Origin of the sequence: Fimbriimonas ginsengisoli Gsoil 348 (assembly GCF_000724625.1) — a bacterium.
Classification (GTDB): domain Bacteria; phylum Armatimonadota; class Fimbriimonadia; order Fimbriimonadales; family Fimbriimonadaceae; genus Fimbriimonas; species Fimbriimonas ginsengisoli.
In genome coordinates, this window is the sequence record NZ_CP007139.1 from 1,660,918 (window position 1) to 1,687,302 (window position 26,385).

Below are 26,385 nucleotides of genomic sequence, written 5' to 3' on the forward strand. Positions count from 1 at the left end.
GATCTTCTCGGTAATGCACTCATGAGAAAGCTTTTACTTTTCTGCGCCGCATGCGCGTTACTCGCCGTCGGCTGCTCCAGCAAGGACGCCACCACCGCCGACGCCACGACGACCGGCGGCACGACCGCGACCACCACCCCTCCGGCAAAGACCCCAGCCGACACCAGCACTCCAAGCGCGCCCCCTGCGGGCGGAGCGACCGGCTACCCCGCCGTCCAAGCGATCTTCACCAAAAACTGCGCCGGCTGCCACGGCGGCCCCAAGGGTAAGGCCGGAATCGATTTGACCTCGTACGAAGGCGTGATGAAGGGCGGCGCCGAGGGCCCGATCGTAAAAGCCGGGGATCCGGAAGGAAGCGTTCTCGTTCAGGCGTTGCACGGAACCGGTGGCAAGAAGCAAATGCCTCCGAAGGGCGCGCTTCCCGCCGACGACATCAAAACCGTCGAATCCTGGATCAAAGACGGCGCCAAGAAAGCCTAGTCCGGAGCCCCCTCCTCGTCGATGTATGTGCGATGAGGAGGGGGTTGGGGGTGGAGAATTCCGAGCCCATGCTTGATGTTTGATGGGCGATGCCTGCAAAGCGTGGGTCCTTGTTTTGCTACCTTAGCCGCGAGGAATTCATGAGCGGCTTTGGTTTCCGTTCGCCTTCTTCTTCCGGTGGCGAACCACCTCGAAGATGACCGGGATCACGGAGAAGGCGAGGATCACGAGAATGCCGATCTCGAAGTGATCGCGTACGATCGGGATGTTTCCGAACAGGTGCCCGGCGAAGACGCACACGCCTACCCAAAGCACCGCGCCGCCGACCGACCAAGCGGTAAACGTGCGGTACGGCATGCTGCTCATCCCCGCCACGAAGGGCGCCAACGCTCGGACGATCGGCACGAACCGGGCGAGGAGCACGGTTTTCGATCCGTGCTTCTCATAGAACTCGTGCGTCGTCCGGAGATGCGACGGCTTGAAGAGCTTCGACTTCTCGTTCTTGAATAGATGGCTGCCAAAGTACCGCCCGATCTGATAGTTCAACTGGTCGCCGAGGATGGCAGCCGCCGCTAGCAAGGGGAAAATGATCCAGACGTTGAACGCGGGTGGCTCGACCTGCCCTTTTACCACACTCGAAACCGAGAAGATCCCAAGCATAAAGAGCAAGGAATCGCCCGGCAGAAACGGCACGACGATGAGGCCGGTTTCGGCAAAGATGATGGCGAACAAAATGCCGTAAGCCCCGGCGCCGTAGTGCGGCACGAGGTCCCGAACGTTTTTGTCCAGGTGGATGAGGAAGTCGATCATAGGGTGCCGTCTAGGTTCGAAGAAGGTACCCGAGCAACCCGCGCCAGGTTGGTCCCGGTTTTATCCACCCTCGGCGGAGGATCTTTGCCGAGTATCAAAGGAAGAGCGATTGCGACTCCGCTTGCATAGCACCGCCCCGGCGACGATCATGGCGATAAGCCTTGAACCGGGGATAAATCCCCGGGCTACGGGTGAGCCTATTTTGTTGATGACCGTAAGATGAAAACCAACCGCTCGACTCAGGTTCAATCATTTGGGCCAGCCCCGCCGCACCATGTCCTTCACGTTCCTAGACCCCGGTCTCTTGGTCGATCGCGAGCTTGAGCTGCGGCTTCGCAAGACGTCGCCGGGGAACCCGGCGGGGCCGTGGGCTCCGGCTTATCACTTCGATATGGTGCTGTCACTCACCGAGACGAAGGTGGGGAACATCGACTTGCGTATCGGCGACCTCCCAGGGCTCGTGCTGTACGGCGGACACATCGGATATACGGTAGATCGAGGGCACCGGGGGCATCGTTACGCGGCCCGAGCGGTGCGTCTGCTTTTGGAACTCGCGCGCCGCCACGGCATGACCACCTTGTGGATCACTTGCAACCCGGACAACATGGCGTCGCGCCGGACATGCGAGCTCGCCGGAGGCGAATTTGTCGAGATCGTCGATCTGCCGACCGACAACGACATGTATCTCGAAGGAGAAAAGCAGAAGTGCCGCTACCGCTTTAGGTTGGACGGATAGGGCAGTTCGATTCCCAAATCGCGTTTGCGGTCGCCGCCATCGTCTTTCCCGTCGAGCCCGACGGAATAGATTCGCAGGTTTCCTCCGGGCGAGGCATATTTGAGTGGGCCGTTTCCAAACGGGTCCCGAGACTCTCGCGACGCGGGATCGGGGCGTACCAGCCCTTTAGCGAACGTCAGACCGGCCTTGAGAACGCGGCGCTGAGCGATGGCGGTCGCGAATGGATGATCGTTCGTGTCGGTGAATAAGGAAATCTGGTCGTAGAGGAAGCGGGCAGGACCCGACGCATCTGCGATCGCCTTCTTAGCTTGCTCGGCCGCCGCCTCGATGCCACTTACGTCGTCGGGGTCCTTTGGAAGGGCTTCGTAATAGGTGCGCCAGAACTTCAGCAGGGTCGCCTCGTTTGCCTGACGAACCCAGGTCAGACGAAGGGATCGAAACCTGGCTTCGTCGACATTAGTGATTCCCATTGACGTTAGAAACTCGGTTTCCTTGCCGCCCAAGACCTCGCAGGTCCGGTGAGAAAGGACGAACTCACCCGCCACATTCGGTCGCAGGTCCGTAGGAGTTCCCAGATCCTTGAGAACCTTGGAAAGTCCGGCGACGACCGACGGTTCCCTAGAATGTCTCTCGAGAACCCGAAGAGACGCATCCAGTACCTGCCGCTCGATCGAAGCGTGGATGACGGCGGAGACGACCAGGGGATCTTCTCCCAGGTGGCGCGCCATATGCGCGGCAGTCTCGAGCCGTCGAATGCCGGTATCGACATCGCCGCCGTCGATCCTCGTCACACCGTCGATGGCCAAGTCCACGGCGAGAGCTCGGAAGGGGGCCAGGTCGGGAAGTAGGAGCAGAATTCCTTGCTCATACGCTCGCCCATAATTCAGATGGTCGCATGCCGCACCCGCCTCCGCTCTCGCAAATGCGGGACCAAGAAGCGCCAAATTCCGCCGAAGGTCGGACGCTTGCTTTGAAGTCAAAGTGCGATTAAACGCCTTGTCCGCGAGAGCCTGAGCATCCGTCAGCGGCCTCGGCGACCCCGGAGAGGTTTTCGTAGCGCTAATCGCGTTCAGGTAATCCGAGGCGGCGTTGGTGCCAGGCTTGGCGTCGAGAAGCGCCCGAAGCTCGGGGGGAGTGACGGGAAGGCCGTCCGCCCGCGCTCGATCGACTTCCCGCTGAATCGCCGCTCCCGCACCGCCAAATGGGCTGCGAGACCACGCGACCCAAGCCGCTCCGAGCGTAAGACCGGTCAGAACCCATAGTAGCCAACGCCGCTGTTTCATAGTTGATCTCTCTTTAATATAGGACTACGGGTATCTGGTTGTGTCCAGTTGCGGGTTGGCTAGTCGAAGTAGATGGCTCAAGACCCGGCTCAGAGCAGCTTAATATGCGCCTTGGCTAGTTTCTTGGGTGAATCCGTCGATTGACCGAAAAATATGGTGTTCATTCGCTATTCGCGAATCACGAATAGCGAATGAGCTATACTAGAGGCGTGCTGGATTCCGCAGACATGTACGTACTGCTCAAAGTCGCATCGCTGCGAGGACAGGATGACTGGTCTCAGGGCCTCCTAGCCGCTGAAATCGGGGTGAGCTCCTCTACCGTGAACCGTGCGCTCAAGAGGGCGGCGGAAGTGAAGCTCTACCAACCAGCACGCAAGAAGATGAACCTGCGATCCCTTGAGGAGGCGCTTGTGCACGGCGCAAAGTACTTTATGGCGCCGAAGCGAGGCGGGGAGGTGCGGGGGACTCCCACGGCATGGGCGGCTCCGCCTCTCAACGAGGAGATCGCGTCGTCCGATGCGTTGCCTCCCGTCTGGCCCAACCCGATTGGCGAGGCGCGGGGACTGTCCGTTGAGCCCCTGCACCCAAGCGCACCGAAGGTCGCGCTAAGAGATCCGAACTTTTACGCCGTGCTCGCCCTCGTGGACGCGCTACGCATGGGTGACAACCGGGAGCGCATTCTCGCGCAGAAGGAATTGCACCGACTCTTCGCGCCGAGTGAGGACTGAGATGCGAGCCTTGCCGCCAATCGAGTTGCTCAACCAAGCCGCCGAGCGCCTTGGCGACCTTTGCCAAGAGGTGGTTTTCCTCGGCGGCGCCGTGGTCGGGTTGTTGCTGACGGAGAAGGGTGCACTGCCGCCTCGAGTAACCAAAGACGTCGATGTGGCGATCGAAGTGGGCGCAAGTATCCTGGATTTGCACGCGCTCGACCGCCGGCTCTTGGATCTTGGGTTCAGGAACGACATGGAGGGTCCCACGTGCCGCTATCTACACGGGATCGCCGTAATCGACGTGATCCCCGTCAACCCCGAGATCACCATTGGGGTGAATTCCTGGTATCCCCTCGCCATCGCTACCGCGTGGTCGCACGTCTTAGATAACAACATCCCGGTCAAAGTGATCGACCCCGTGTGTTTTCTTGGCACAAAGATGACCGCCTTCCGTTCACCGTCCCGGGAATACCACGACGACATATTCCTCAGCCGAGACTTCAGCGACATGGTTCGCGTCATTGATGGCAGGGCGACGATCGTCGCCGAAACGTTGGACGCCGATGGCGAATTGCGCGCTTTTCTCAAGGAACAGTTTGGCGCCATCCTCGAGAGCGACTACCTCGAAGAAGCCATCCAAAACTATGTCGAGCCAGGGCGCGAGGACCTTGTACTCGAGCGGATCCGGGGTCTTGCTGGCGAGGATGCAACCTAACACGAGAGGTGAGCCGATCAAGTCCAGCTAGAGTCTTTTGACGCCGTTTCGACGCACCCGATCTGCTGCACTCTTGAGCCCTCGCCGCCATCTCGCGGCCGTCCTGCCCAGAATTCCGATATCCACCCGAGGACGCAGGCAACGCCTTTCGCATTGAGCGAGTCAAATCTCGTTCCATGGCGGCTTCTTGCCGGACGGGGAGGGACCGATAACAAGGGACAGCCTTTCGGACTCGATTCGTTCTTCGACAAATATCCCTCGTTCGCGGGAATAAATCGATGGCGTGCCGTGTCTTGCACATGCCCCGGAACCGGGGATCAAGGAGCAAGGGATGGACGTTCAAGGATTACTCGACGAAGACGGCATCGATCGCCGTGGCTTTCTCAAGTGCATGGCATGGGCCGGGACAGGGATGCTGTTCACCGTCCAAGGTGGAATTCTGAAATCTCAGCCGCTAATGTCGCTGTTCGGGAGCGACCCCGAGGCGGAGGCGGCAATTCGGAAGGCGACCTTTAGCTTCGTTCAGATCAGCGACAGTCATATCGGCTTCAGCAAGCAAGCGAATAAGGATGTGGTCGGAACGTTGCAGGCGGCGGTCGAGCGGATCAATCTCGGTCCCGCGCCGGATTTGCTTCTCCACACCGGCGACCTCAGCCACCTTTCAAAGCCCGAGGAGTTCGACACCCTCGATCAGGTGCTTAAGGGCGTGCGAACCACCGACCGATTCTTCGTCCCGGGCGAGCACGACGTTCTCGAAGATGGAGGGAAGCTTTTCCGGGAGCGGTACGGCAGACAGGCGAAGGGGGAAGGATGGTACAGCTTCGACCACAAGGGCGTACACTTTGTGGCGCTGGTCAACGTTCTCAACCTTAAAGCCGGGGGCTTCGGAAGTTTAGGAGAGGAGCAGCTTTCCTGGCTTCGCGACGACGTGCGCAACTTGCGTAGCAGCACGCCGATCGTCGTTTTCGCGCACGTTCCGCTTTGGACGGTGTATCCGGAATGGGGATGGGGAACCGACGATGGCGGCCGCGCGCTAGAGATATTGAAGCGCTTCGGCTCGGTCACCGTGCTCAATGGGCATATCCACCAGACGATGCAGAAAGTCGAGGGGAACGTCACCTTCCATACCGCGATGTCTACCGCCTTCCCGCAACCGAAGCCAGGAAGCGCGCCCTCCCCGGGGCCGATGACGGTGCCGGCCGGAGAGTTGAAGGGTCTCCTCGGCGTCACCACGGTTCAGTACCGACAGGGGCAATCGAGCCTGGCGATCGTGGACAGTTCGCTCGCGGCGGCGGGCCAAGATCAAAAAGTCTCCATCGATAACTTCAGCTTTTCCCCCGCGACGCTAACCGTCGAGCGCGGAACTCGAGTTACGTGGACGAATCGAGACGATATTCCTCACACGGTGGTCGACCAAAAGGGCGGATTTAAGTCGAAGGTGTTGGACACCAACGACTCTTATTCGCACACGTTCGACCGGGCTGGGGAGGTCGCCTATTTCTGTTCGATTCACCCGCATATGACCGGGAAGGTGATCGTCCACTGAGGGAGTCGATGACAAGGAGACCGCTTGTTTAGGCGGTCGGAAGCGGAACGGTATCGAGAGATCGTAGACCCAAATCTCGACGCCGCCTACGGGCTCGCCTTCTGGCTGTTGAACGACCATCACGACGCTGAGGATGCCGTGCAAAGCGCGGCCCTTAGCGCCTACCAGCACCTTGGGCAACTCCGAGGCGAGGATGGGCGGCGCTGGTTTCTTAAGATCGTCCGGAACACATGTATGAACGAGATCCGCAGACAGGCATCGCGAAGCCGATTCGAGGTCGATGTCGACACCGACGTCGCCGATCCGTCGTCAGGCGACGCCGAGGCGGTGGTCCTCCTTCGGTACGACGCGGAGAGGCTGCGTAAGGCGATCGAGTCGTTGCCGCCACCCTTGCGCGAGGTGATCGTTCTGCGCGAGTTCGAGGAGATGACGTACCGCGACATCGCCGAGATCACGGGAACGGTCGCCGGCACGGTGATGTCCCGGCTCTCGCGAGCCCGGAACCGGCTTCTCGGCCTGCTCCAAGATGAGGTGATCCATGACCTGTAACGACGCCAAATCTCATCTCAGCGCCTATCTCGACGGTGAGTTGGACGCCGCCAGCACAAGTCAAGTGCGCGGCCACTTAGCCGACTGCGAAGGCTGCAGGATGGAGCAAGCACGGTTGGAGGGGCTGATCGGCGCGATCCGCACCCAGGTCCCCCGGCCGGTCGCATCCGGCACACTTCGAGCGAGGGTAGCTCCCCAGCCTCGAAAGAACCCTATCTGGCTGACCGCCGGGGGCTCGCTGGCTCTTGGACTGGCGCTTGGCGTGGCCCTCATGTGGCCTCGTCGAACCGACGATGCTTTGGTTGCCAGCCTAGTGGATGGCCACGTTCGGTCGCTCATGGCGAGCCACCTGTTCGACGTTGCCTCGACGGATCGGCACACCGTGAAACCGTGGTTTCTTGGCAAGATCGACTTCGCACCGGCCGTCCCCGACTTGGCGCGAGATGGTTTTCCGTTAATCGGCGGTCGGCTCGATTACCTGGGCGGACGTCCTGCCGCAGGCCTGGTCTACCGGCGAAACGCCCACATCATCAACGTATTCGCCCTCCCCCACTCGCCGGCTACCCCGCCGCCCTCGTCGGTGAGAGGGTTTCACTTGGCAATGTGGCGGTTAGGGGATGTCGATTATTGGGCGGTATCGGACGTGGAAGCGAGCGAACTGGCGACCTTCGCGAAGCGATTTGAGGCTTCGGCCCGATAGAGTTTCGGTGGATGAACGAAAGGTTCTTACTCGGGCGGGCCGCCCGTGCGACTTCTAGGCAAGGGGCGGTACGGAGCGGGTTCCGGCCAAACCCATCAGAGCGGCGATGCGCGCCTCGACGTCCGGGTGGGTACTCAGCAGATCGTTCGTGTGGATCAGCTTAAGCGGGTTCACGATGTACATGTGCTGGGTAGCTCGATTGGCCACTTGCAGCGGGTCCGGATCGGAGGCGATCTTGCGCAACGCCCGCGCAAGCCCCTCTGGGTAGCGCGTCAGCTCCGCGGCCGAGGCATCCGCGAGATACTCCCGCTTTCGGCTGACCGCCAGCTCGAGGAGACCGGCAAAAATCGGGGCGACGATCGAGAGGACGAAGCCGACGATCATGAATATCGACGCCAGCGAGTTGTCGTCCCGATCGCGATCGCGCCGGCTTCCGCCGCCGAACCACTGCATGCGAACGAACAAATCGGCCAACAACGGGATCAGCCCGGCGACGACCGTGACGGTCGTCATAAATTTGATGTCGTCGTTCCGAATATGCGACATCTCATGGGCCATGACCCCCTGCAACTCGTCGCGATCCAGCTTTTGAAGCAAGCCGGTGGTAACCGCGATCGACGCTTCCTCGGGGTTTCGCCCGGTTGCGAACGCGTTGGGCGACGCGTCGTCGATCACGTACACCTTTGGCTTGGGGATCCCCGCCGCGATCGCCATTTCTTCGACCACGTTGTTCAGAACCTGATCTTCCGCTTGAGTGGCTTCCCGCGCCCGTGAAATGCTCAAGATGATGTTCGAGCCGGAGCGGTTGGAGACCCACGCCATGATCAGGCCGAGCAAAGCCGCGCCTCCGGCGCCCAGATACCATTGGCGCGGCGCGTAAGTCCCGGCGATCGCCGCGCCGAGCGCGGTTAGCAGGACGATGATGATGAACGCGAGCAGAATGCTGCCGCGACGGTTCGCCTGAATCTGCTCCTGCAGCGTCTTCTTCATCGGTCTCGCTTAAGGGTACGCGATCCAAGCCACCCGAGATTCACCTGAGAACAAGAACCTACGCCTTCGTCGGCTCGGGATCGCCCCGGTGCCGCATCTTATCCGCATACAGCGCCAGATCCGCCACCCGCTGCATGTCGTCCGCGCAGTCGTCGCGATGAATCAGACCCATCGACGCGCTAACGGCGCCGATCTCGTCAACCATCACATTTAAACATTCCCGAAGCCTCGGCCCGATCCGTTCCGCGGTCGTCCGGGTGGCTTGCGGCAAGATCACCGCAAACTCGTCGCCACCGATACGGGCCACCAGGTCCGAGTCGCGAACCGTCCTCGCCAACGCCTTAGCGATCTCGACCAGCGCGTGATCCCCCGCCATGTGCCCGTAAGTGTCGTTGATCCCCTTCATGTCGTCGACGTCGATCAACGCGAGAGCGAACGGTTCCAAACTCCTCTGGGCGGCATCCAGGGCGCTTTCGAAGGCACGGCGATTCGGCAAGCCGGTGAGCGCGTCGGTGTGAGCCAACGCTTTCATCCGTTCGACCTCTTCGGCGAGGCGCGCCCGGGTGCGGTGCTCTTCCGTCACGTCGGCGATCACGTCTACGCTGCCACCCCCCAAGATCTCCGACGTCGCACGGTGTACCACCGCCCGCTTGCGACCATGCCCCAGCGTCCGAAACTCCGCTTCGAACCGCTGGCCCACGCCTTGCGGAGTCATCCAATCGGAAAAGTGGGTGCCGACCATCGCGTCGGCGGAGGTGCCGAGCCATTCGGCCAAGCAATCGGTCGCCTCGATGATCCGCCCATCGCGGCCCAGCCGCCACAACGAGGGAGTCAGAAGCCGGGTCAGAAAAGCCTGCCGCAAGCCGCTGGACGGCACGATGGCGATGGCGCACCGCCCATCCGCCATCGGAGCCCCCCTAAAATGAAGCCATCCCCCTTCCAAGAGGGGCATTTCCGCCCGGAACGGAACGCGCCGGGCGATCTCCGGCCCAAGCCAGCTCACATCCATCGCCGGCTGGTCGCTGGGCACCGACTCCAATACCTGCGCCCCCTCGTCGACCACGAGCATGCGCACCGAAAGGGTCCTCAGTAGTTCCAGGGTGTCGATGAACATGGCTTGGGTGGCGGGACTACTTTACGTTCGTCCCTTCGGGGGCCTCCCGATCCGGCTGAAGCAGGATCGCCCCTCCCTCGGAATCCGTGGCGGCGAGCAGCATCCCCTGGCTTTCTACGCCGCGTAGCTTGGCCGGCTTCAGGTTTGTACAGACAACCACCTGCCGCCCGATAAGGTCTTCCGCGCCGTAATTCTTCCGAATCCCGGCGACGATTTGGCGACGCTCGTCGCCGATGACGACCTGAAGCTTCATCAGTTTGTCGGAACCCTCTAGCGGCTCGGCCTCGAAGACCCGGCCGATGCGGAGCTGAACCTTGACGAAATCTTCAATCCCGATCTCAGGCGCTGCCTTTGGTTGGGCGACTGGCGGCGTGGATGGCTTGGATTCCACATTCTTTGGCTCCACTCGCTTCGCATCCTCCTTTTTTGTGAGTTCCAGCCTTGGAAAGATCGGACGTGGAGTTTGCAGGATCGTTCCCGCAGGGAGGGATTCGTCCCGCCCAATAGAGTCCCAAGTCCTAGTCGGTTCGAGATTGAGCTGGCTAGCGATCGCATCCGCTGCCGAGGGGATCGTCGGCCGGACCAAACCCTCGCACGCTCGAAGGCATAGAAGCATCGACTTCATCACCGATCCAAGGGCTGGATCGTTCGATTTCGAAAGCGCCCACGGCGCGCGGGTGTCGATGTACTTGTTCAGGAACCTCACCAGGCCCCAAGCCGCTTCCACGGCGCGCCCGATCTCGCAGGCATCCATCGCCACGGCGTACGCCTGCTTGGCGGTTTCGATCGCTTCGATCGCCTCCGGTTCAGGAGCCGCATCGGGGACCTCGCCCCCTACGAACTTCTGGGCCATCGCCAGCGACCGGTTCAGCGCATTGCCGAGGTCGTTGGCGAGGTCGGTGTTGTATCGCTGGTCGAAATCCTCATAGGTGAAGGTGGAATCCGATTCCAGCGGGAAAGTAGCCGTGAGGTAGTGCCGCAATACGTCGACGGCAAGGTCTTGAGAGATCCCGGCCTTGGCGGCGAACTCAGTGGCCAACTCGATCGGCCGGACGACGTTCCCTTTCGACTTGGAAATCTTCTCTCCGCCGAGCAGAACCCACCCATGGGCGGCGACCGTATCGAACAACGGGAGGCCGACACCCATCAGCATCGCGGGCCAGAGCGTCGCGTGGAACCGGGTGAGGATATCTTTGCCTACCCACTGCACGCGCGCCGGCCATCGATCTTCCCATCCCGCATCCGGCCACCCGGTCGCGGTGACGTAGTTGATGACGGCATCGAACCAGACATAGATCACCTTATCGGGCTCGTCCGGCACGGCGATGCCCCAGCCGGGATTCCGGCGGGTAATCGACACGTCCCGAAGGCCTTGCTTGATAAAGCTCACCACCTCGTTCTTTCGGTTCTCCGGGCGGATGAACCCAGGGTTCGCCTCGATATGACGCAAAATTGCGTCTCCAAACGCCGAAAGCCGAAAGAAGTAGTTGTCTTCGCTAACCCAGCGAACCGGATTTCCATCCGGGCTCTTCCCGTCGACCAGGTCCTCTTCTCGGAAATACGTCTCGGTGGAAACGTCGTACCATCCCTCGTACTTCCCAAGATAAACGTGGCCGGCTTCGCGCAGCCGTCGGAAGAGCTCTTGGGACGCGCGGATGTGGCGCGGCTCGGAGGTCCGAACGAACTCGTCGTACGAGATCTTGACCGCATCGAAGACGGAGCGGAAGCGGTCGGCGATCTCGGCGACGAACTCGTGGGGATCTCGTCCGGCGGCTTGAGCGGCTTCTTGAATCTTTAAGCCGTTCTCATCCGTACCCACCTGCAGGAAGACATCCTCACCACGCATCCGCAGATACCGAGCCGTCACATCCCCCGAAAGATCGGTGAGGATATTTCCGATGTGCGGCACGCTGTTGACGTACGGTATGGCGGTACAGATGGTGGTTTTTGGCATGAAGCTAGATTTTACTGTCCTGCCCGACCGGTTCCTCGTCTAGCGCTGCAAGGCAACGCTTGTTCGATTGCGCAATGGGCTATTTCGCGCCTCGTGCGGTTATCTTCATGGAACTGTGACCCATGCGCAACCCTCCTTCGCCAAGAATTGGCGGTTTGGTCGAAAAAGATTACTGGTAAAAATACGTAAGTGATATGCCCACAGGTTCATTCCGTTTGAATTCAGCGGGTGGCTCGAAATATCTACGGAGCCTTTGCCCCTGGAAGAAAGCCTCGCGACGAGGCGGAGAATTGTGCGTTAGGCCCCCGCTCGAACAGTGTTTCAATATCGCGTATTTAGCGTAACGAAATAAGCCAGCGCGTTTCCCATCCTCTCACCCTTTTCGCGCTTTGAAACCGTCACCGCAGCCCCCTCGAGACGCTCGGTGCTTTGAAGCTTGAGCTCGAGGTGAATCCGGTAAGGCCGGCGTCCGGCATCCTCGGTTCCAATGTCCCCGTCAAACACGCCGAGCAGACGGCCTTCGCGAAGTTGGACCTCTTCGACCGCATGCGAGGAACCGTCCAAAGTCGCGGTCGCCGAATGGGGACCGGTGATATCGAGCTCGAGCCGCCGGTTACCGGCGTAGGTCTCGATACTCCCGTTCCATTTCCGCGCCCACTCTGGCGGTACTGACTGGATCGGCGAGACGAGGCCTTCAGATTCCGCCGCGAGGCGTGCTCGAAACTCGGGTGAAACCGCGGCCAGCGCTTCGTCGGCGGCGCGGTTGGCGAGCGGACTTTCGCCGTTGGTGAGCACGGCAATCACCAGATCCAGGGACGGGACGAGCCTTAGAATTGTCGACACACCGCCCATAGAACCGGTATGGCCGACGGTTCGGTATCCGAGGCGGTCCTCGTTAACCGCCCAGCCGAACCCATATCCCCGATCGCCTTCGATTTGAACCGTCGCCCGCTGCATCTCGTTCAGCGCGGCGAAAGAAAGGAGCGAGGGACCATTCCCAAGATGGAACCGCCCGAAGGCGAGTAGGTCTTCGACGCTGGAAAACGCCGCCGACCCTCCTGGGTGATCGAAGTCATAGTCGGGATAGGCCCATCCTTCCGGGCTATATCTCGTCGCCGCCGAGTGGGTCGCTCCGATCGACGAGCCGGCCATCCCCAGCGGCAAGAACACCTCATCTCGCATGAATTCCGCGTAGGATCGGCCGGAGATCCGCTCGACAAGATAGTCGAGAAGGCCATATCCGAGGTTGGAATAATGGTGCCTCTCCCCCGGCGTCGAAAAGAGCTTCCCGTACCGGCGGATCGTCTCGTCCATGGCCGGCGGCCGATACGGCTCGTCGGCATAGAAGAACTGATAGTGCAGCGGCAACCCCGCCGAGTGGTTTGCCACCCGGCGAACCGTGGCCGCTTCCGCGTCCCCCACCTTCCCTTCCACCTTGGCGTCTCCCAGGTAACGATTGATCGGCGCATCCAGATCGACGAGCCCTCCTTCGGCCAGCAGCACCACCGCCGTCGCCGTCATCGGCTTGGTGATCGAAGCAAGCGAGTAGGGAGTGAAAGGAAAAGCGGCGCGAGCGGCCCCCTTGTCGGCGACGCCGGCCGCGCCAAGGAGAAGCGTTTCGTCGCCACGGGCGATTCCGTAGGCGATCGAAGGCAAAGCGACGGGATCGATGGCGGCCCGTAGCCGCAACTCGAACTCGGCAAGGGACGTGGGAAGATCGCTCACGTTCGCAGTATCGCGGATCGGTCAATATTATCGCGTGACCGACTCTACGCGCATCGAGACCGGGTTTATCGAATGGCTGCGAGAATCCGACTGGCAAAACGCTTACGCGGAGTTCCTTCTCGAATTCTTCAGCGAGTTCGCCGAGCTCACCGGCCAGGACGTGTTCCAGGTCATCCCTAGCCTGCCTGAAGAGGTTGCCGCCGAAGCGCTCGCCTGCGCCCTCGACCAGTTCGCCACCGAGTCGTACGAAGAGTTCACTGGAAAGAAGGAGACTCCCATCGACGCATTCCTCTTCGAGTGCGGCGACCAGTACGAAACTGCGGAAGTCGACTACCTGGTCGCCCTACGATCTTCGAAGCCTGACCTTTACGATGTCGTGGAGCTTGACGAGGAAAGCGTCGTTCTCAAGTCCCTTTTGGACCCTGCGGCGGCGACTGTAAAGGTCGCCGAGCCGCTCGGGATGTCGCCGGATCCTGGCGACGCTGTGTTCGCCCGCGTGATCGAAGAGGGAGATATCCGCCGCTTTACTCAGGGGGTGGTGGTTCTGTCTTCTCAGAGCCGGACCGAAGTGGTCGAAATGTTCGAAGCGGCAGTTAAGGACTACCTCAAGGAGCTACCGAAGCTGATCCGCAAGGATCCACAACAGCTTCGCGCCGCCCGGTCCGCGGTTCGACAGGGACTCTCCGCGATCGTCGTCGCCCTGTGGATCGACGAGATGGATACCACGTTCGACACGTCGGGCATCCTCAAATACGCCTATCAGATCCTCGTCCCGGTGCCGGAGATTGAAGAGGCGCTCGACCGGGTGATGGAGCGGAGTCCAGAGCCGGGGGTGCAGGCCTGGGCGGCCATTAACGACACCCAGATGCTGGCCGTAGTGACGATCGAGGAGGAGATGCTCCTCTTCGCCGTCCCTGATGAGGACACCGCCACGATCATTCACGAGCGGCTCCAGAACCTTCTCGGCGACCGAATCGGCGAGCAGGTCGCGCTGGCCGACTTCGAAGACGAAGACGACGATCTTCCTGCCGAATAGGTTTAACCTATCGGGGCTGTGCAGGCGCTTAAGGGATTCACACGACCAGGATGGTCGTGATACACATGGGCTGGAAGCCCATGCCACCGGTTGGCCGGCTTTTCTTAGATGAGCGACCTTAAATTAGAGAATCTCGACCTTCGTCCAACGACGGACGAACAGCGCACCTGGACTTGGGTGCACTACGCGGCGCTCTGGGTGGGAATGGCGCACTGCGTGCCGACCTGGCTGATGGCGGGAAGCCTGATCGCGCTCGGCCTCACGTGGTGGCAAGTCATCGGGATCATGGCTCTGGGCAACCTGATCGTGCTCGTCCCGGTGGTCATGAACTCACACGCAGGAACCCGCTACGGCATCCCGTTTCCAGTCCTCGCCCGCGCCTCCTTCGGAACTCGCGGCGCGAACATCCCGGCGCTTTTTCGCGGATTGGTGGCGGTCGGCTGGTTCGGAATCCAAGTGCATATCGGCGGAGGAGCCCTCCTTTCGCTCGTCGAGTACGTGGTACCCGGCGTCGCGAAACTGAACGACACCGAGTTCCTCAGTCAGGGGCTGGCTAACTGGATCTCCTTCGGGGTCTTTCTCTGGCTGAACCTGGTGGTGCTTCGCCGGGGCATGGAGCGGCTCAAGAAGTTCGAGCTATGGGCCGCGCCGCTCGTGCTTCTTTTTTCGTTCGCCCTCTGCATCTGGGCCGTGATGGCCGCCGGCGGCGTTGGTCCGGTCGTGAACGCCCCGCATGTCGTCCCGCCCGATACGCACAAGCTGATCGCAAACGGCTTGATGGCGGTCATCGGCTTCTGGTCGACGCTCGCGCTGAATGCGCCCGACTTCTCACGGTTTGCGAAGACACAACGCGACCAAGCTCTCGGGCAGGCGTTGGGTTTGCCGACGACAATGGTCCTCTTCTCGGTGCTCGCCGTCTTCACAACTTCGGCGACTGCGGTGCTGTACGGGAAGGTGCTTTGGGATCCGTTGGAGATCGTCAAACACCTCCCTTCTGCCCCACTCGCGGCGGCGTCCCTGGTGGCGATCTTGCTCGCCACGGTTTCGGTCAACGTTCCGGCAAACCTGGTCTCTCCGGCTTACGATTTCGCGAACCTCGCCCCCCGCGTCATCACCATGTGGCGTGGAGCATTGATCACCGCGGCTCTCGCCACGATTATCATGCCGTGGCGGTTCATGGCGACGGCGGCGACGTACGTCATCGGGTGGCTTAACACGAGCGCGGACCTGCTTGGTCCGGTCGCCGGAATCCTCATCGCCGACTACTGGCTTGTGCGACGAAAGCAGTTGTCGGTGGAGGATCTGTATAATGAATCTGGTCGATACCGGTACACGAATGGATACAACCTTCGGGCGATCCTTGCTCTCGCCGTGGCGCTCTTCGCCTCCCAAATCGGGCGCGTGTTCGAGCCGCTTCGATTTCTTACCGAAATCGGCTGGGTGACGGGTTTCCTCATCGGCGGATTTGTGTATTGGCTCCTCGAACGGGGCCGTAACCAACGTGTTATCTTAGGTTCGCCTTGATCCAGGTTCGCCACGTCTTGCTCCTCTCGGTCCTCGTTCTCGGGGCTTGGGCGTTGCGGGCTCCCTCGGTGGAAAGCAAGGAAGAGCGAGGGGGAGCGGAAGCCGGAGTCTCCCACGCCACGGGGAACCGCCCGTACGTGGTTCGGATCGTTCCCGACTTCTACATGCCGGGGAAGCGATTCAACCCTGGCGACCCACCGTTGCGCGCGTTCCGAGACGTGGCCGACGAGTTCGAAAAGCTCCACCCCGACACTCGGATCGAGATCGTCGACGCCCCGGTCGGCCAGCGCGAATGGCTGGTCACGCAGCTCGCCGCCGGCCAGGCCCCCGAGATCCTCAACGTGAACGTGGAAGATGTTTGGCAGGATGTGCAGAAGGGTTGGTACATCCCGCTCGACTCGTTCTTAGAGGCCCCGAACCCCTACGTGAAGCCGGGCGAGCCGGGAAGCAAGCAGTGGTGGGACCTGTTCCGGTACCAGGATATCTCTCGAAGCAAGGCCGCGCCGGACGGCAAGATGTACTGCATCACGCTCGACATGATCGAGACCGGAATCTTCTACAACAAGACGCTGTTCGCAAAGCTCGGTTTGCGTCCGCCCAAGGACTGGGAGGAATTCATGCGAATCCACGAAACGATTCAAAAGGCGGGGGTCACGCCGATGCTCGTCGACGTGGGAAGCCTTGCCGATTGGGGAGTCGATCTTACGTTCGATCAGCTCTACCGCGACATCCGCCCGACCCTCGACTTGAAGAAAGACCCAAAGCGGGACATGTTCTACAAGGGTTATCTCGACTGGGACGAGCTCGCCTTTCTTAACCGAAAAGGGTTCTTCACCGAACAGGATCCGCGCTGGCGGGAGGTGTTCCGGCTCCTGAAAGATTGGCGGCGATTCATGCCGAAAGACCTCGGATCGACCGATTTCACCCGCGATTTCATCCAGGAGAAAGGCGCGATGTTCTGGAGCAGCAGCCTATCGGTCCAGCGGCTGCTTCGCGATCCGCGCCGCACATTCGATTGGGGGATGTTCTACCTGCCGCCGATCACCAAGGCGACCAGCAAGTATGGAGGCGGCTACCCGCAGTGCATCATCGGCGAAGCCGCGACCCAGTTCACGGTGACGAACTCCGCGATCACCGATACCGGCAAGGCGGAGACCTCTACCAAACTGAAGCGTTGCGTCGAGTTTCTCGAATTCGCCACCGTCCCCCGGAACTGCGACAAGATCGTCAACGAGATCACCGCCCTGATGCCGAACGTTCTCGGGGTGCCTACGAAGAAGGCGCTCGACCCGTTCGTCCAGAACCTGCTCCACCACCCATACACGACCACCAAGTGGGTCTACACCTTCGACCTCCGCTTTTCGGAAGTGATGAATCGGATGCTGCTCCTCTATCTGATGGACGGCGTCTCGGACGAGGAATTCATGGATTGGATGGTGAAGAACGTCCGCACCTCCTGCGACACGATCGTCCGCCGCAAACACCTCGACCTCGCCCCGTTCGAAAAAGCTTGGGCCGCGGCCGCACCCTTAAGAAAAGGAATGGTCGACTTGCCGAGGGACGCGCAATGACCCCCTCCTGTAGCGTCGGCGCCCCCGCCGATGATTCCGGCAGCTCAGGGGTTTCCGGAGGTCGGATTGAGGCGTAACCTATCGCTCTACGGCATCATTCTGCCGAGCTTTGTGCTGCTCGCGGTCTTCGCCCTGGTGCCGTTCGGGTGGGCGTTTTGGACTTCTTTGTTCGATTACGAAGTTGGCGGCGATTCGCGCTTCGTCGGCCTCGCCAACTACACCGAATATCTGAGCGATCCGACGTTTCTGCCGAGTTTTCTCAACATGGCGTTGCTCACGATGTTCGGCGTAGCGACCGTGCTCGTGTTCCCGCTCCTTGTCGCCAGGCTTATCTATGGGCTTTCGTCGGAGCGGGCGAAATACATCTACCGGCTCCTCTTTCTAGTCCCGATTGTGGTTCCGGGGATCGCGAGCACCCTGATGTGGCGCGGAATCGTCTATGCCGACCACGGGTTTATCAACGAGACGTTGCGCGCGATCGGCCTCGGCGGCCTCGCTCGCGGGTGGCTCTCGGACCCGAGCAGCGCGCTCGCTGCGGTCGCGTTCATTGGGTTTCCGTTTGCCGCGGGGATTAACGTTCTGATCTACTACGCGGGCCTCACCGCCATCCCGGAGAGCGTCAACGACGCAGCCGAGCTCGACGGGTCGCGCGGGATCGGTAAGTTCTTCCGAATCGAAGTGCCGCTCTTGATGAGTCAGGTGAAGCTGCTGGTCATCCTCACCGTCATCGGTTCCGTACAAGGATTCGAGGGAATGCTGGCCTTAACCAAAGGCGGTCCCGGTTTCAAGACCATGCTTCCCGGCCTCTGGATGTATTACAACGCGTTTAGCTTCCAGCGGATGGGCTACGCATGCGCGATCGGCGTGGTGCTCTTCGCGCTCATCTTCGTGCTAACGCTGCTCAACATGAAGTACGTCCGGAGTGCGGAAGAGATCACGGAGGCGCGAGCATGAGGCGCCGGCGACGCCTCTCCGATCTCCTTTCGCACGCGGTGCTGCTGGTGCTCTTGGGCATCACGTTGCTGCCGTTCGTGTTGCTGCTGATCAACTCGTTTCGTACAAATTTCGAGCTCGATCATGCTTTCTTCGGCATACCGGATGCGCTTGGAAAGCGGAATTGGACCGCCCTGTTCCAGAGCTACCGCGACGCTTGGCAGGTGCTTCGTCCGTACACGTTGAACACGATCTTCGTGGCTGCGGTGACCGCGCTTGGGGTCACGGTCCTCGGGAGCTCTACCGCCTACGTCTTCTCCCGTTACCGCTTTCCTGGACACCGGGCGCTCTTCTTTGTGATCCTCAGCTTCATGATGATTCCCGGCATCCTGACGCTGGTTCCCAGCTTCTTGCTGGTTAAGCGGCTGGGCATGCTGAACTCGTACTGGGTTCTCATCCTCCCGTACATCGCCGGTGGGCAGGTCTTCGCGATCTTTCTCTTCAAGAGCTTCTTCGACGGTCTCCCCGGCGAGCTTTTCGAGTCGGCTCGTATCGATGGCGCGGGCCACCTCCGCCAGTACACGAACCTGGTCCTGCCCCTCTCGAAGCAGGTGTTCGCGGTAGTGCTGGTCACGAACGTGCTCGGCACCTGGAACAACTTCCTTTGGCCGTTCATCACGAACTCCGACGCGAAATACCACACGGTCTCTTCCGGACTGTTTCTGATGAGCTCCAGCACGCTCGCCACGAACTACTCGAACATGTTCGCCGCCTACCTCTTGTCGGCGATCCCGATGCTGATCCTCTTCCTGTACGCCACCAAGCCGTTTATGGCCGGCCTAACTAGCGGCGCGTTCAAAGCCTAGAGCTCCGGATCGTCGGCGAGGGCGCCGACGCTACGTGGGGCGCTCCCAACCGTTCCGCAAAGAAACGCCCCTCCCAAGATGCTAAAGTCAAATCTGCGGATGGCAACGACGCTTCCTCCTGAGACCGGGCCGATAGAGGCCGAAGCGCAACGCCCCATGGGAGCCATTCGCCTTCGCGCCGTCTTGGCCGGTTTCCTGCTCTGCTTCCCGGTCGTCTATGCCGTGGCCGGACAGTCGATCTCGTCGATTTTCTCGATGATGACGCCGCCGATCTCGGCCCTTTTGGCACTGGTGATCGTCAATTGGCCGCTGCGCCGATTCGCTCCGAAGCTCGCTTTCAATCAGTCGGACCTGATCGTCGTTTTCTCCATCCTCAGCGTGGCGGCGGCAATCGGGGGAGAGTGGAGCGGCTACCAGTTCGCGGGGGTGTACTCCTATCCGTTCAAAGCCCAGACCGACCCGCTCTACCGGGACCACTTCCTAAAGCTCCCGGAATGGTTCACGATCCGAGACCTCGACAAGGTCAAGGACATGCAAAGCGGCGGGAAGGACATGCTGTACGCCTTCCACAAGCTGCCGATCTTCCTTCCCATCTACATCTCGATGGGATTGGTGGTCGTCTCGCTCTGCTTCGCGATGATCTGCATCAACTCCATCATGCGCGGCGCCTGGTGCGAGCGAGAGCGGCTCACGTTTCCCCTCATCCAGCTCCCCGTCGCGATGGCGGAGGACGGCGGCGGGGGCGGCATGTGGAAAAGCAAGCACATGTGGATCGCCTTTGGCGTGATGTTTGCCATCGACATGCTGAACGGGTTCCACTACCTTTATCCGAACCTACCGTCCATCCCCGTTAAAGATCTCTTCTACATTGACCGCGCCTTCAAAGACCCCCCGCTGAGCAACATCGGCGATTTCCGAATCTCGATCTACCCGTTCATGGCCGCGGTCGGTCTCTTCATGCCGAGCGACATGCTGCTCAGCTTCGTGGTGTTCTTCCTTCTGCGAAAGGTGACCCACGTCGCCCTCGCTGCCAACGGCATCCCGCAGAGCACGTTCTCGGGCACCGGCAACACCCCCGGCCCCCCTTATTTCGACGAGCAGACCTGGGGCGCGGTAATCGCGATGTTCCTGGGCGCGGTCTGGGTCTCGCGAGAGTATCTGCGGGAGGTGTGGCGCGATATCCGCACCGGCAAGCGAGCGCTGGATGGAGGCGTCAAGCACCAATGGGCCTTCGTCGGCCTGCTCGTCAGCTTCTTTACCGTAGTGGGAATGGGCGTGTTGGGCGGCCTACCGCCGCTCTACATGATCCCGTACGTGGCGTTCTTCCTGATGTTCAGCATCGTGGTCGCCCGCGTCCGCGCCCAACTCGGCCCGCCCACCCACGAATTCGCCTTCTTCGGCTCGAATTCGATCATGCACCGGTTCCTGGGCACCAAGTGGATGAGCGACAGTCAGGCGACTTGGCTCAATCACGCCTTCCTCTCGATGAACCGGATCTATCGGAACCATCCGATGCCGTACCAGCTCGAAGCGATGAAGATGGCGCAGATCGAGCGGCTCAACCAGAAGAAGATGTTCCTGATGATCGCGGGCGCCACCGTTCTCGGCTTCTTCCTATCCATGTTCTTCAATCAGGCGCAGGTGTATCGAACCGGGCATATCGGCGGCACCGAGGCTGCGACCTACCTGTCGAACATCATCAACGACCGTAAAGGGCCGGACATCGTCGGGATCACGATGACGATCTTCGGATTCGCCGTCGTCATGATCCTCGACGCGATCCGGTTTCGGTTCCCCGGCTTCCCGCTTCACCCCGCCGGCTACTTCCTCTCGATGAACTTCGGGGTGGACTACTACTGGTTCGGAATGCTCATAGCCTTGTTCACGAAGAACTTTGTGCAACGGTACTATGGCCTTCGCGGGTACGACAAGCTAAGGGCGGTCGCCCTCGGCATTCTGCTCGGGGAGTACGCGGCGGAAACGATCTGGATGACGATGGCATTGATCACCAAGCAGAGCACCTACACGATCTCGTTCAACGATCGGAGTCTGGGTACTCAGTGAGCGAGTCCGAAACGCCTCCCATCACCGAGGAACCCCGGCACACCTTCGGCTGGTGGATGCTCGGGCTTCTGTTGGCGGTGATGCTGGTGAACTCTCTGGTGACCTCCCTGAGCCCCAAGAACGCCGCCGCCAACCCGCCAATCAATGCGAACGAAGAGCTTCTCAAGCAGGTGGTTTCCCAGCTCCGGCTGATCTCCTACTCTCCCACCGGCGACGAGACGTCTACAAAAGATCTCCGGACGAAGACGCTCGAGGAGTTAAAAGAGCCGATCTCGGACCTTGTGCCGGCGAGCAAAACCGATCCCGCGGCGGCCCGGATGTATGCGGCGATGCGGACCGAGGCGGGCGAATCGGTGCCCCAGGAAAGCCTAGCCCCGTTGCGTAACAGCAAATCTCCCAGCGACCAGGTCTTGGCGAGGATCTACGGAGTCCCCAAACTTTCACCCGCCGAGGCGAAGGCAATGGTAGCTATGCTGCCCGACGAGCCATTTGTTTATCAGCTCGCTAAGGTCCACGCCCTGGAAAAGTCCGGCGACAAAGAAGCTCGAGACCGAATTTTCACTGGCCGGCGCGCCATTGGAATGGTGGTGGCCGGGATCTTTGCGATCATGGTCCTCATCGGGAGCGCCATTGCCTGGTCGCTCTATATGCGCGCTCGCCGCGATAATAAGATTGGCGAGAGCTCTGGCTACCCAATGGGCTCGATCACCCTCGCCGACGCCGACCGTCTAGCGTTAAGGGCGGCCCAAATCGTCGGACTCTTCCTGGTTTACTTAGTGCTCGCCGCGCTCCTTCGACTCGGCGCCGCCGGAACGATCGCCTCTGGAATCGCGATCATCGTCACGTTGCCGATCCTCGCGCAGGTGCCGGTGTACGGTAAGCGGATCACGCTTCAGACCGCCGGGATCTCCGCGCGAAACCTATTCCAACACATCCTCTGGGGAATCGGCGGCTTCCTGGTCGAGTTGCCCATCGCTCTCTTCATGGCGGCGTTAGGGGCGGCGCTTTTCAGCTTCCTTCCCGCACCGACGCACCCGGCAGCTCAGGAGCTTGCCCAGGCGAAGGATCTTTGGTCGAAGCTGCCGATTATCCTTTTCGCGACGATCACCGCGCCAATCTGGGAGGAGTTCGTGTTCCGTGGCCTGCTTTTCCCGGCGCTGGGCCGGGTATTCGGCCGGGTCGTTGCGGCCGCGGTCGCCACCGGTTTCATCTTCGCCATGATCCACCCTCAAGGCATCGCCCTCTGGTTCGGCCTCGCGACCGTCGGAACGATGGGCTGCGCCCTCACCTACCACACGCGCTCCCTCATCCCGACCATGGTCATGCATATGCTCCACAACACCGCCACGGTCGCCCTCCTCCTCCTAATGACGGCACCCGTGTGAATGGACCGCCGGTCTCCAGACCGGCATCCGGAACGGCGATTCGAGACAAATGAAGATCGTAGTGTGTAACGACGAGCGCCATATCGTGCACCTGCTCAAGGTGAGCTTGGAGCGGCAAGGGCACGAGGTCCACCCCGTTTATGACGGCCTCGACTGTTTGAATAAAGTCCACGAGGTGTGGCCCGACCTACTGGTGCTCGATCGCCAAATGCCCGGAATGGGCGGTGAAGAAGTCCTCGCCGAACTCCGGCGCCACCCCGACACGCGAGACCTCAAGGTCGTCTTCCTCGATGAGAATCATGATGACGACGACTCTTTCCCTGGCTCGTCCTTACGTCGTTTCTTTTCGTCGGGAGGCTAAGTGCTTGTCGACGATCATCACTGCACCTGGTCCCTATGGTGATGATGATCGTCGACAACCCCACCAGAGGCATTCCGACCTTGGAGAGGTCTTCCGAAATTAGCCGCGGGTCAGCAGACCCGCGGTAAGGAGTCCGCCGCCCTCCCCCGACCCCGGCAGGCGGTCGAAGAACCTACTTGGTCGCTACCATTCCGCGAGCCGGACCAAGGGCTTCGTCCGGTAGAACCCTCTCCGGTCCGCTAACCGCTAACCGCCAACTGCTAGCCGCTAATACCGTTGGGATTGGGATATACGAGAGGCTCCTTACTCGGGCGGGCCGCCCGTGCCACGGTAACCGTCCCCTCGGCGGAGGTCCCGTCAGTTGGTTCTGCGGCAGGTATATTGAGCTTAGACACACCTCCTCGCCACTGACGGTTCCTACCGCCGCGCCGGGGAGGCGCGACCTAGGAGGCGGCAATACAAGTGAATAGTTTCGGCGCGCAGGCAACGTTCGCGAGCGGCGGCAGCGAGTACACCATCTACAGACTCGATGCCCTCAAAGCGAAGGGACACGATATCGGGAAGCTTCCCTACTCCCTTCGCATTCTCCTTGAGAATCTCCTCAGAACCGAGGACAACCGCTCCGTCTTCGCCGCCGATATCGAGGCTCTTGCGACCTGGAATCCCAAGGCCGAGCCCACGAAAGAGATCTCTTTCACCCCGGCCCGAGTCATCCTCCAGGACTTCACCGGCGTCCCCTGCGTTGTCGATCTCGCCGCCATGCGCGACGCGATGACGAACCTCGCCGGCGACCCCAAGCGAATCAATCCGCTACAGCCGGTCGAGCTGGTCATCGACCACTCCGTCCAAACGGACGCCTTCGGACGCGACGACGCGCTTACCATCAATCGCGACCTCGAATACGAGCGAAACCGCGAGCGATATGAGTTTTTGAAGTGGGGTCAGCTGGCGCTCGATAACTTCCGCGTGGTGCCGCCCAACACCGGAATCGTTCACCAGGTCAACCTGGAGCACCTCGCCCGCGTCGCCTTTGTCCGGCCGGACAACACCCTCTACCCCGACACCCTCGTCGGCACCGACAGCCATACGACGATGGTCAACGGCCTGGGCGTCCTCGGCTGGGGCGTCGGCGGAATCGAAGCCGAGGCAGCCATGCTCGGTCAACCGGTGAGCATGCTCATCCCCCAGGTCATCGGCTTCCGCCTCCTGGGCAAGCTTCCGGAAGGGGCCACCGCCACCGACCTCGTGCTTACCGTCACCGAGATGCTCCGCAAAAAGGGCGTCGTCGGCAAGTTCGTCGAGTTCTTCGGCGAGGGTCTTCAGCACCTCCCACTCGCCGACCGCGCGACGATTGGCAATATGTCGCCGGAGTTTGGCGCGACCTGCGCGATCTTCCCGGTGGACGACGAGGTGCTGCGCTACATGCGCCTCACCGGCCGGCCCGAGAAGCAGGTCGACCTCGTTGAGGCGTACTTCAAGGAACAGGGGCTCTTCTACACCCCCGGCTCCGCCGAGGCGTCTTACTCCGACGTTCTGGAGCTCAACCTCACCTCCGTCCAACCCTCCATCGCCGGCCCCAAGCGACCGCAGGATCGCCTGCTTTTGGGGGACGCGAAGGCGAGCTTCGCCAAGGTCTTTGCGGATCAGATTCAGCCGCCGAAGGAGCCGAGCCTCATCGGCAAGCTTCTCGGCCAAAAATCTCCCGAGCCGGTGGCGGCGGGCGTGTCTGGGGTCGGCACCCCTTCCTCCGGCAGCCATTCCGGATCCATTTCGACATTGGAGAATCCATCCAACACCGTCGATCTTGGCGACCGGCCGATCCAGCACGGCGATGTCGTTATCGCCTCGATCACGAGCTGCACCAACACCTCCAACCCGAGCGTAATGCTGGCCGCGGGGCTGTTGGCCAAAAAGGCGGTCGAGAAGGGATTGATGAGCAAGCCGTGGGTCAAGACTTCGCTCGCCCCCGGTTCTCGAGTGGTAACGGACATGTACGAGCGGTCCGGATTGATGCCCTACTTGAAACAGCTCAAGTTCCATCCGGTGGGCTACGGCTGTATGACCTGCATCGGAAACTCCGGCCCGCTCCCAGACGAGGTGAGCCGGCAAATCAACGAGAACAACCTCGTCGCCTGCTCGGTGCTCTCCGGCAACCGAAACTTCGAGGGACGTATCAATCAGGACATCAAGGCGAACTACCTGATGTCTCCCCCGCTGGTCGTGGCCTACGCGATCGCCGGCTCCATGAACGTCGACCTCGCCACCGATCCCCTCGGCAACGACCAAGAAGGTAACCCGGTTTATCTCAAGGACATCTGGCCGTCGCAAGCCGAGATCGCTGACGCGGCGCTCGCCTCGGTGAACCGTCAGGTCTTCCAGGAGAACTACGCGGACGTCTTCAAGGGGGACGAGCGATGGGCTCAAATCCAGGTCACCGGAAGCGATACATTCGTCTGGCATGGCGACTCGACCTACATCAAGAATCCCCCCTACTTCGAGGGAATGAGCCGCTCCGCGCCCACGGCGGTTAACGAGCTCTCAGGAATGAAGGTTCTGGCCAAACTGGGCGACAGTATCACGACCGACCATATTTCCCCCGCCGGAAGCATCAAGCTAAATTCGCCGGCTGGCAGCTATCTCACCCAGCACGGGGTCTCGCCGCAGATGTTCAACAGCTACGGCTCGCGACGCGGGAACCATGAGGTGATGGTCCGCGGAACGTTCGCCAACGTCCGCCTGCGCAACCAGATCGCTCCCGGCACGGAAGGGGGCTACACCACCTACTGGCCGACGGGCGAGGTCACCACGATCTACGACGCCTCGGTCCTCTACCAAGCGGAAGGCACGCCGCTGCTGGTGATCGCCGGCAAGGAATACGGCTCCGGCTCCAGCCGCGACTGGGCCGCGAAGGGCACCTTCATGCTCGGGATCAAGGCGGTCCTCGCCCAAAGCTTCGAGCGGATCCACCGCTCGAACCTGATCGGCATGGGCGTCGTTCCACTGGAGTTCGTGGACAGCCAGTCGGCCGATTCGCTCGGCCTGTCCGGCTCGGAGTCGTACGATTTGGTCGGATTGGCCGACGCGATCGCAACCAACTTCGCGAAAGGAAAACTGCTCGCCATGCGCGCGACCGACGCGAACGGTAAGACGACGGAGTTCAAGGTCCGCGTTCGTATCGATACTCCGCAGGAGAATCTCTACTATCTCAACGGCGGCATCTTGCAATACGTGTTGAGGCAGTTGGTCAACGGCTAACTCGCTTGATAATCCCGTATAGACTGCGGTGGCCTGCCACCGCAGTCTATACGGGTCCCCCAACGCCTTCTCCTGAGC

22 protein-coding genes are annotated in these 26,385 nt (G+C 61.0%); 16 read left to right on the forward strand and 6 right to left on the reverse strand.

Annotated features, from left to right (window positions below):
- Positions 1 to 21: 21 nt before the first annotated feature.
- The gene (locus OP10G_RS24225) at positions 22 to 480 is read left to right on the forward strand and encodes a c-type cytochrome domain-containing protein (protein ID WP_025226484.1); all 459 of its coding nucleotides are present in this window, start codon (positions 22 to 24) and stop codon (positions 478 to 480) included.
- Between the two features lie 138 nt (positions 481 to 618).
- Here the strand turns inward: OP10G_RS24225 and OP10G_RS07620 are convergent, their stop codons facing one another.
- Entirely contained in the window at positions 619 to 1,290 is a 672-nt protein-coding gene (locus tag OP10G_RS07620) for a DedA family protein (RefSeq protein ID WP_025226483.1), read from the reverse strand.
- Between the two features lie 274 nt (positions 1,291 to 1,564).
- On the opposite strand from OP10G_RS07620, the gene OP10G_RS07625 reads away from it, so the two are divergent.
- The gene (locus tag OP10G_RS07625; protein WP_025226482.1) at positions 1,565 to 2,026 is read left to right on the forward strand and encodes a GNAT family N-acetyltransferase; all 462 of its coding nucleotides are present in this window, start codon (positions 1,565 to 1,567) and stop codon (positions 2,024 to 2,026) included.
- Here the strand turns inward: OP10G_RS07625 and OP10G_RS07630 are convergent.
- On the reverse strand, positions 2,002 to 3,309 hold the full coding sequence (locus OP10G_RS07630; protein ID WP_025226481.1) for a hypothetical protein: 1,308 nt from the start codon (positions 3,307 to 3,309) through the stop codon (positions 2,002 to 2,004). The genes OP10G_RS07625 and OP10G_RS07630 overlap by 25 nt on opposite strands.
- Before the next feature lie 209 nt (positions 3,310 to 3,518).
- Between OP10G_RS07630 and OP10G_RS07635 the strand changes: the two genes are divergently transcribed.
- From OP10G_RS07635 to OP10G_RS07655, 5 genes are all read left to right on the forward strand, one after another.
- Positions 3,519 to 4,037: a hypothetical protein gene (locus OP10G_RS07635; protein WP_025226480.1), complete on the forward strand. Its 519-nt coding sequence runs from the start codon at positions 3,519 to 3,521 to the stop codon at positions 4,035 to 4,037.
- A 10-nt stretch (positions 4,038 to 4,047) separates the two neighbouring features.
- Positions 4,048 to 4,734, forward strand: a complete 687-nt coding sequence (locus OP10G_RS07640) for a hypothetical protein (protein ID WP_144241040.1) — start codon at positions 4,048 to 4,050, stop codon at positions 4,732 to 4,734.
- A 283-nt stretch (positions 4,735 to 5,017) separates the two neighbouring features.
- Positions 5,018 to 6,280, forward strand: coding sequence for a metallophosphoesterase (locus OP10G_RS07645; RefSeq protein ID WP_227625085.1), 1,263 nt, complete (start codon positions 5,018 to 5,020; stop codon positions 6,278 to 6,280).
- 24 nt (positions 6,281 to 6,304) lie between these two features.
- Complete coding sequence (locus OP10G_RS07650; protein ID WP_025226477.1) at positions 6,305 to 6,829, forward strand: sigma-70 family RNA polymerase sigma factor; 525 nt, start codon at positions 6,305 to 6,307, stop codon at positions 6,827 to 6,829.
- A complete protein-coding gene (locus OP10G_RS07655; protein ID WP_025226476.1) occupies positions 6,819 to 7,529 on the forward strand; it encodes an anti-sigma factor family protein in 711 nt (236 codons plus the stop codon). Before OP10G_RS07650 ends, OP10G_RS07655 begins: the two co-directional genes overlap by 11 nt.
- 54 nt (positions 7,530 to 7,583) lie before the next feature.
- Here the strand turns inward: OP10G_RS07655 and OP10G_RS07660 are convergent, their stop codons facing one another.
- The 4 genes from OP10G_RS07660 to OP10G_RS07675 form a co-directional block, all read right to left on the reverse strand.
- Complete coding sequence (locus tag OP10G_RS07660) at positions 7,584 to 8,519, reverse strand: M48 family metallopeptidase (RefSeq protein ID WP_025226475.1); 936 nt, start codon at positions 8,517 to 8,519, stop codon at positions 7,584 to 7,586.
- A 58-nt stretch (positions 8,520 to 8,577) separates the two neighbouring features.
- Positions 8,578 to 9,633 (reverse strand): GGDEF domain-containing protein, encoded by a 1,056-nt coding sequence (locus tag OP10G_RS24230; protein ID WP_025226474.1) that lies wholly within the window; start codon positions 9,631 to 9,633, stop codon positions 8,578 to 8,580.
- A gap of 16 nt (positions 9,634 to 9,649) precedes the next feature.
- Complete coding sequence (gene metG, locus OP10G_RS07670) at positions 9,650 to 11,587, reverse strand: methionine--tRNA ligase (RefSeq protein WP_025226473.1); 1,938 nt, start codon at positions 11,585 to 11,587, stop codon at positions 9,650 to 9,652.
- Between the two features lie 321 nt (positions 11,588 to 11,908).
- Positions 11,909 to 13,312 carry a serine hydrolase domain-containing protein gene (locus OP10G_RS07675; RefSeq protein ID WP_025226472.1) on the reverse strand — a complete coding sequence of 468 codons (1,404 nt, stop codon included), beginning with the start codon at positions 13,310 to 13,312 and terminating at the stop codon, positions 11,909 to 11,911.
- A 34-nt stretch (positions 13,313 to 13,346) separates the two neighbouring features.
- On the opposite strand from OP10G_RS07675, the gene OP10G_RS07680 reads away from it, so the two are divergent.
- The 9 genes from OP10G_RS07680 to acnA all read left to right on the forward strand — a co-directional run bounded on the left by OP10G_RS07680 (position 13,347) and on the right by acnA (position 26,307).
- Positions 13,347 to 14,348: a hypothetical protein gene (locus tag OP10G_RS07680; RefSeq protein ID WP_025226471.1), complete on the forward strand. Its 1,002-nt coding sequence runs from the start codon at positions 13,347 to 13,349 to the stop codon at positions 14,346 to 14,348.
- Positions 14,349 to 14,456: 108 nt separating this feature from the next.
- On the forward strand, positions 14,457 to 15,872 hold the full coding sequence (locus OP10G_RS07685) for an NCS1 family nucleobase:cation symporter-1 (protein ID WP_038472777.1): 1,416 nt from the start codon (positions 14,457 to 14,459) through the stop codon (positions 15,870 to 15,872).
- On the forward strand, positions 15,869 to 17,443 hold the full coding sequence (locus OP10G_RS07690; RefSeq protein ID WP_025226470.1) for an ABC transporter substrate-binding protein: 1,575 nt from the start codon (positions 15,869 to 15,871) through the stop codon (positions 17,441 to 17,443). Before OP10G_RS07685 ends, OP10G_RS07690 begins: the two co-directional genes overlap by 4 nt.
- A gap of 30 nt (positions 17,444 to 17,473) precedes the next feature.
- Positions 17,474 to 18,397, forward strand: coding sequence for a carbohydrate ABC transporter permease (locus OP10G_RS07695; protein ID WP_025226469.1), 924 nt, complete (start codon positions 17,474 to 17,476; stop codon positions 18,395 to 18,397).
- Entirely contained in the window at positions 18,394 to 19,242 is an 849-nt protein-coding gene (locus OP10G_RS07700) for a carbohydrate ABC transporter permease (protein WP_025226468.1), read from the forward strand. Before OP10G_RS07695 ends, OP10G_RS07700 begins: the two co-directional genes overlap by 4 nt.
- 99 nt (positions 19,243 to 19,341) lie before the next feature.
- Complete coding sequence (locus tag OP10G_RS07705) at positions 19,342 to 21,306, forward strand: DUF6785 family protein (RefSeq protein WP_144241041.1); 1,965 nt, start codon at positions 19,342 to 19,344, stop codon at positions 21,304 to 21,306.
- Positions 21,303 to 22,691 (forward strand): CPBP family intramembrane glutamic endopeptidase, encoded by a 1,389-nt coding sequence (locus OP10G_RS07710; protein WP_025226466.1) that lies wholly within the window; start codon positions 21,303 to 21,305, stop codon positions 22,689 to 22,691. Before OP10G_RS07705 ends, OP10G_RS07710 begins: the two co-directional genes overlap by 4 nt.
- Before the next feature lie 49 nt (positions 22,692 to 22,740).
- A complete protein-coding gene (locus OP10G_RS07715) occupies positions 22,741 to 23,052 on the forward strand; it encodes a response regulator (protein WP_025226465.1) in 312 nt (103 codons plus the stop codon).
- A gap of 462 nt (positions 23,053 to 23,514) precedes the next feature.
- Complete coding sequence (acnA, locus tag OP10G_RS07720; protein WP_025226464.1) at positions 23,515 to 26,307, forward strand: aconitate hydratase; 2,793 nt, start codon at positions 23,515 to 23,517, stop codon at positions 26,305 to 26,307.
- Positions 26,308 to 26,385: the final 78 nt, after the last annotated feature.

What these genes read in the sequence shown, in the direction of transcription:
- OP10G_RS24230 (WP_025226474.1), bottom strand. Translation starts at nt 9,633, where the DNA reads ATGTTCATCGACACCCTGGAACTACTGAGGACCCTTTCGGTGCGCATG.
- OP10G_RS07695 (WP_025226469.1), top strand. Translation starts at nt 17,474, where the DNA reads ATGATTCCGGCAGCTCAGGGGTTTCCGGAGGTCGGATTGAGGCGTAAC.
- OP10G_RS07660 (WP_025226475.1), bottom strand. Translation starts at nt 8,519, where the DNA reads ATGAAGAAGACGCTGCAGGAGCAGATTCAGGCGAACCGTCGCGGCAGC.
- OP10G_RS07620 (WP_025226483.1), bottom strand. Translation starts at nt 1,290, where the DNA reads ATGATCGACTTCCTCATCCACCTGGACAAAAACGTTCGGGACCTCGTG.
- OP10G_RS07700 (WP_025226468.1), top strand. Translation starts at nt 18,394, where the DNA reads ATGAGGCGCCGGCGACGCCTCTCCGATCTCCTTTCGCACGCGGTGCTG.
- OP10G_RS07685 (WP_038472777.1), top strand. Translation starts at nt 14,457, where the DNA reads ATGAGCGACCTTAAATTAGAGAATCTCGACCTTCGTCCAACGACGGAC.
- OP10G_RS07705 (WP_144241041.1), top strand. Translation starts at nt 19,342, where the DNA reads ATGGCAACGACGCTTCCTCCTGAGACCGGGCCGATAGAGGCCGAAGCG.
- OP10G_RS07655 (WP_025226476.1), top strand. Translation starts at nt 6,819, where the DNA reads ATGACCTGTAACGACGCCAAATCTCATCTCAGCGCCTATCTCGACGGT.
- OP10G_RS07630 (WP_025226481.1), bottom strand. Translation starts at nt 3,309, where the DNA reads ATGAAACAGCGGCGTTGGCTACTATGGGTTCTGACCGGTCTTACGCTC.
- OP10G_RS07625 (WP_025226482.1), top strand. Translation starts at nt 1,565, where the DNA reads ATGTCCTTCACGTTCCTAGACCCCGGTCTCTTGGTCGATCGCGAGCTT.
- metG (WP_025226473.1), bottom strand. Translation starts at nt 11,587, where the DNA reads ATGCCAAAAACCACCATCTGTACCGCCATACCGTACGTCAACAGCGTG.
- OP10G_RS24225 (WP_025226484.1), top strand. Translation starts at nt 22, where the DNA reads ATGAGAAAGCTTTTACTTTTCTGCGCCGCATGCGCGTTACTCGCCGTC.
- OP10G_RS07715 (WP_025226465.1), top strand. Translation starts at nt 22,741, where the DNA reads ATGAAGATCGTAGTGTGTAACGACGAGCGCCATATCGTGCACCTGCTC.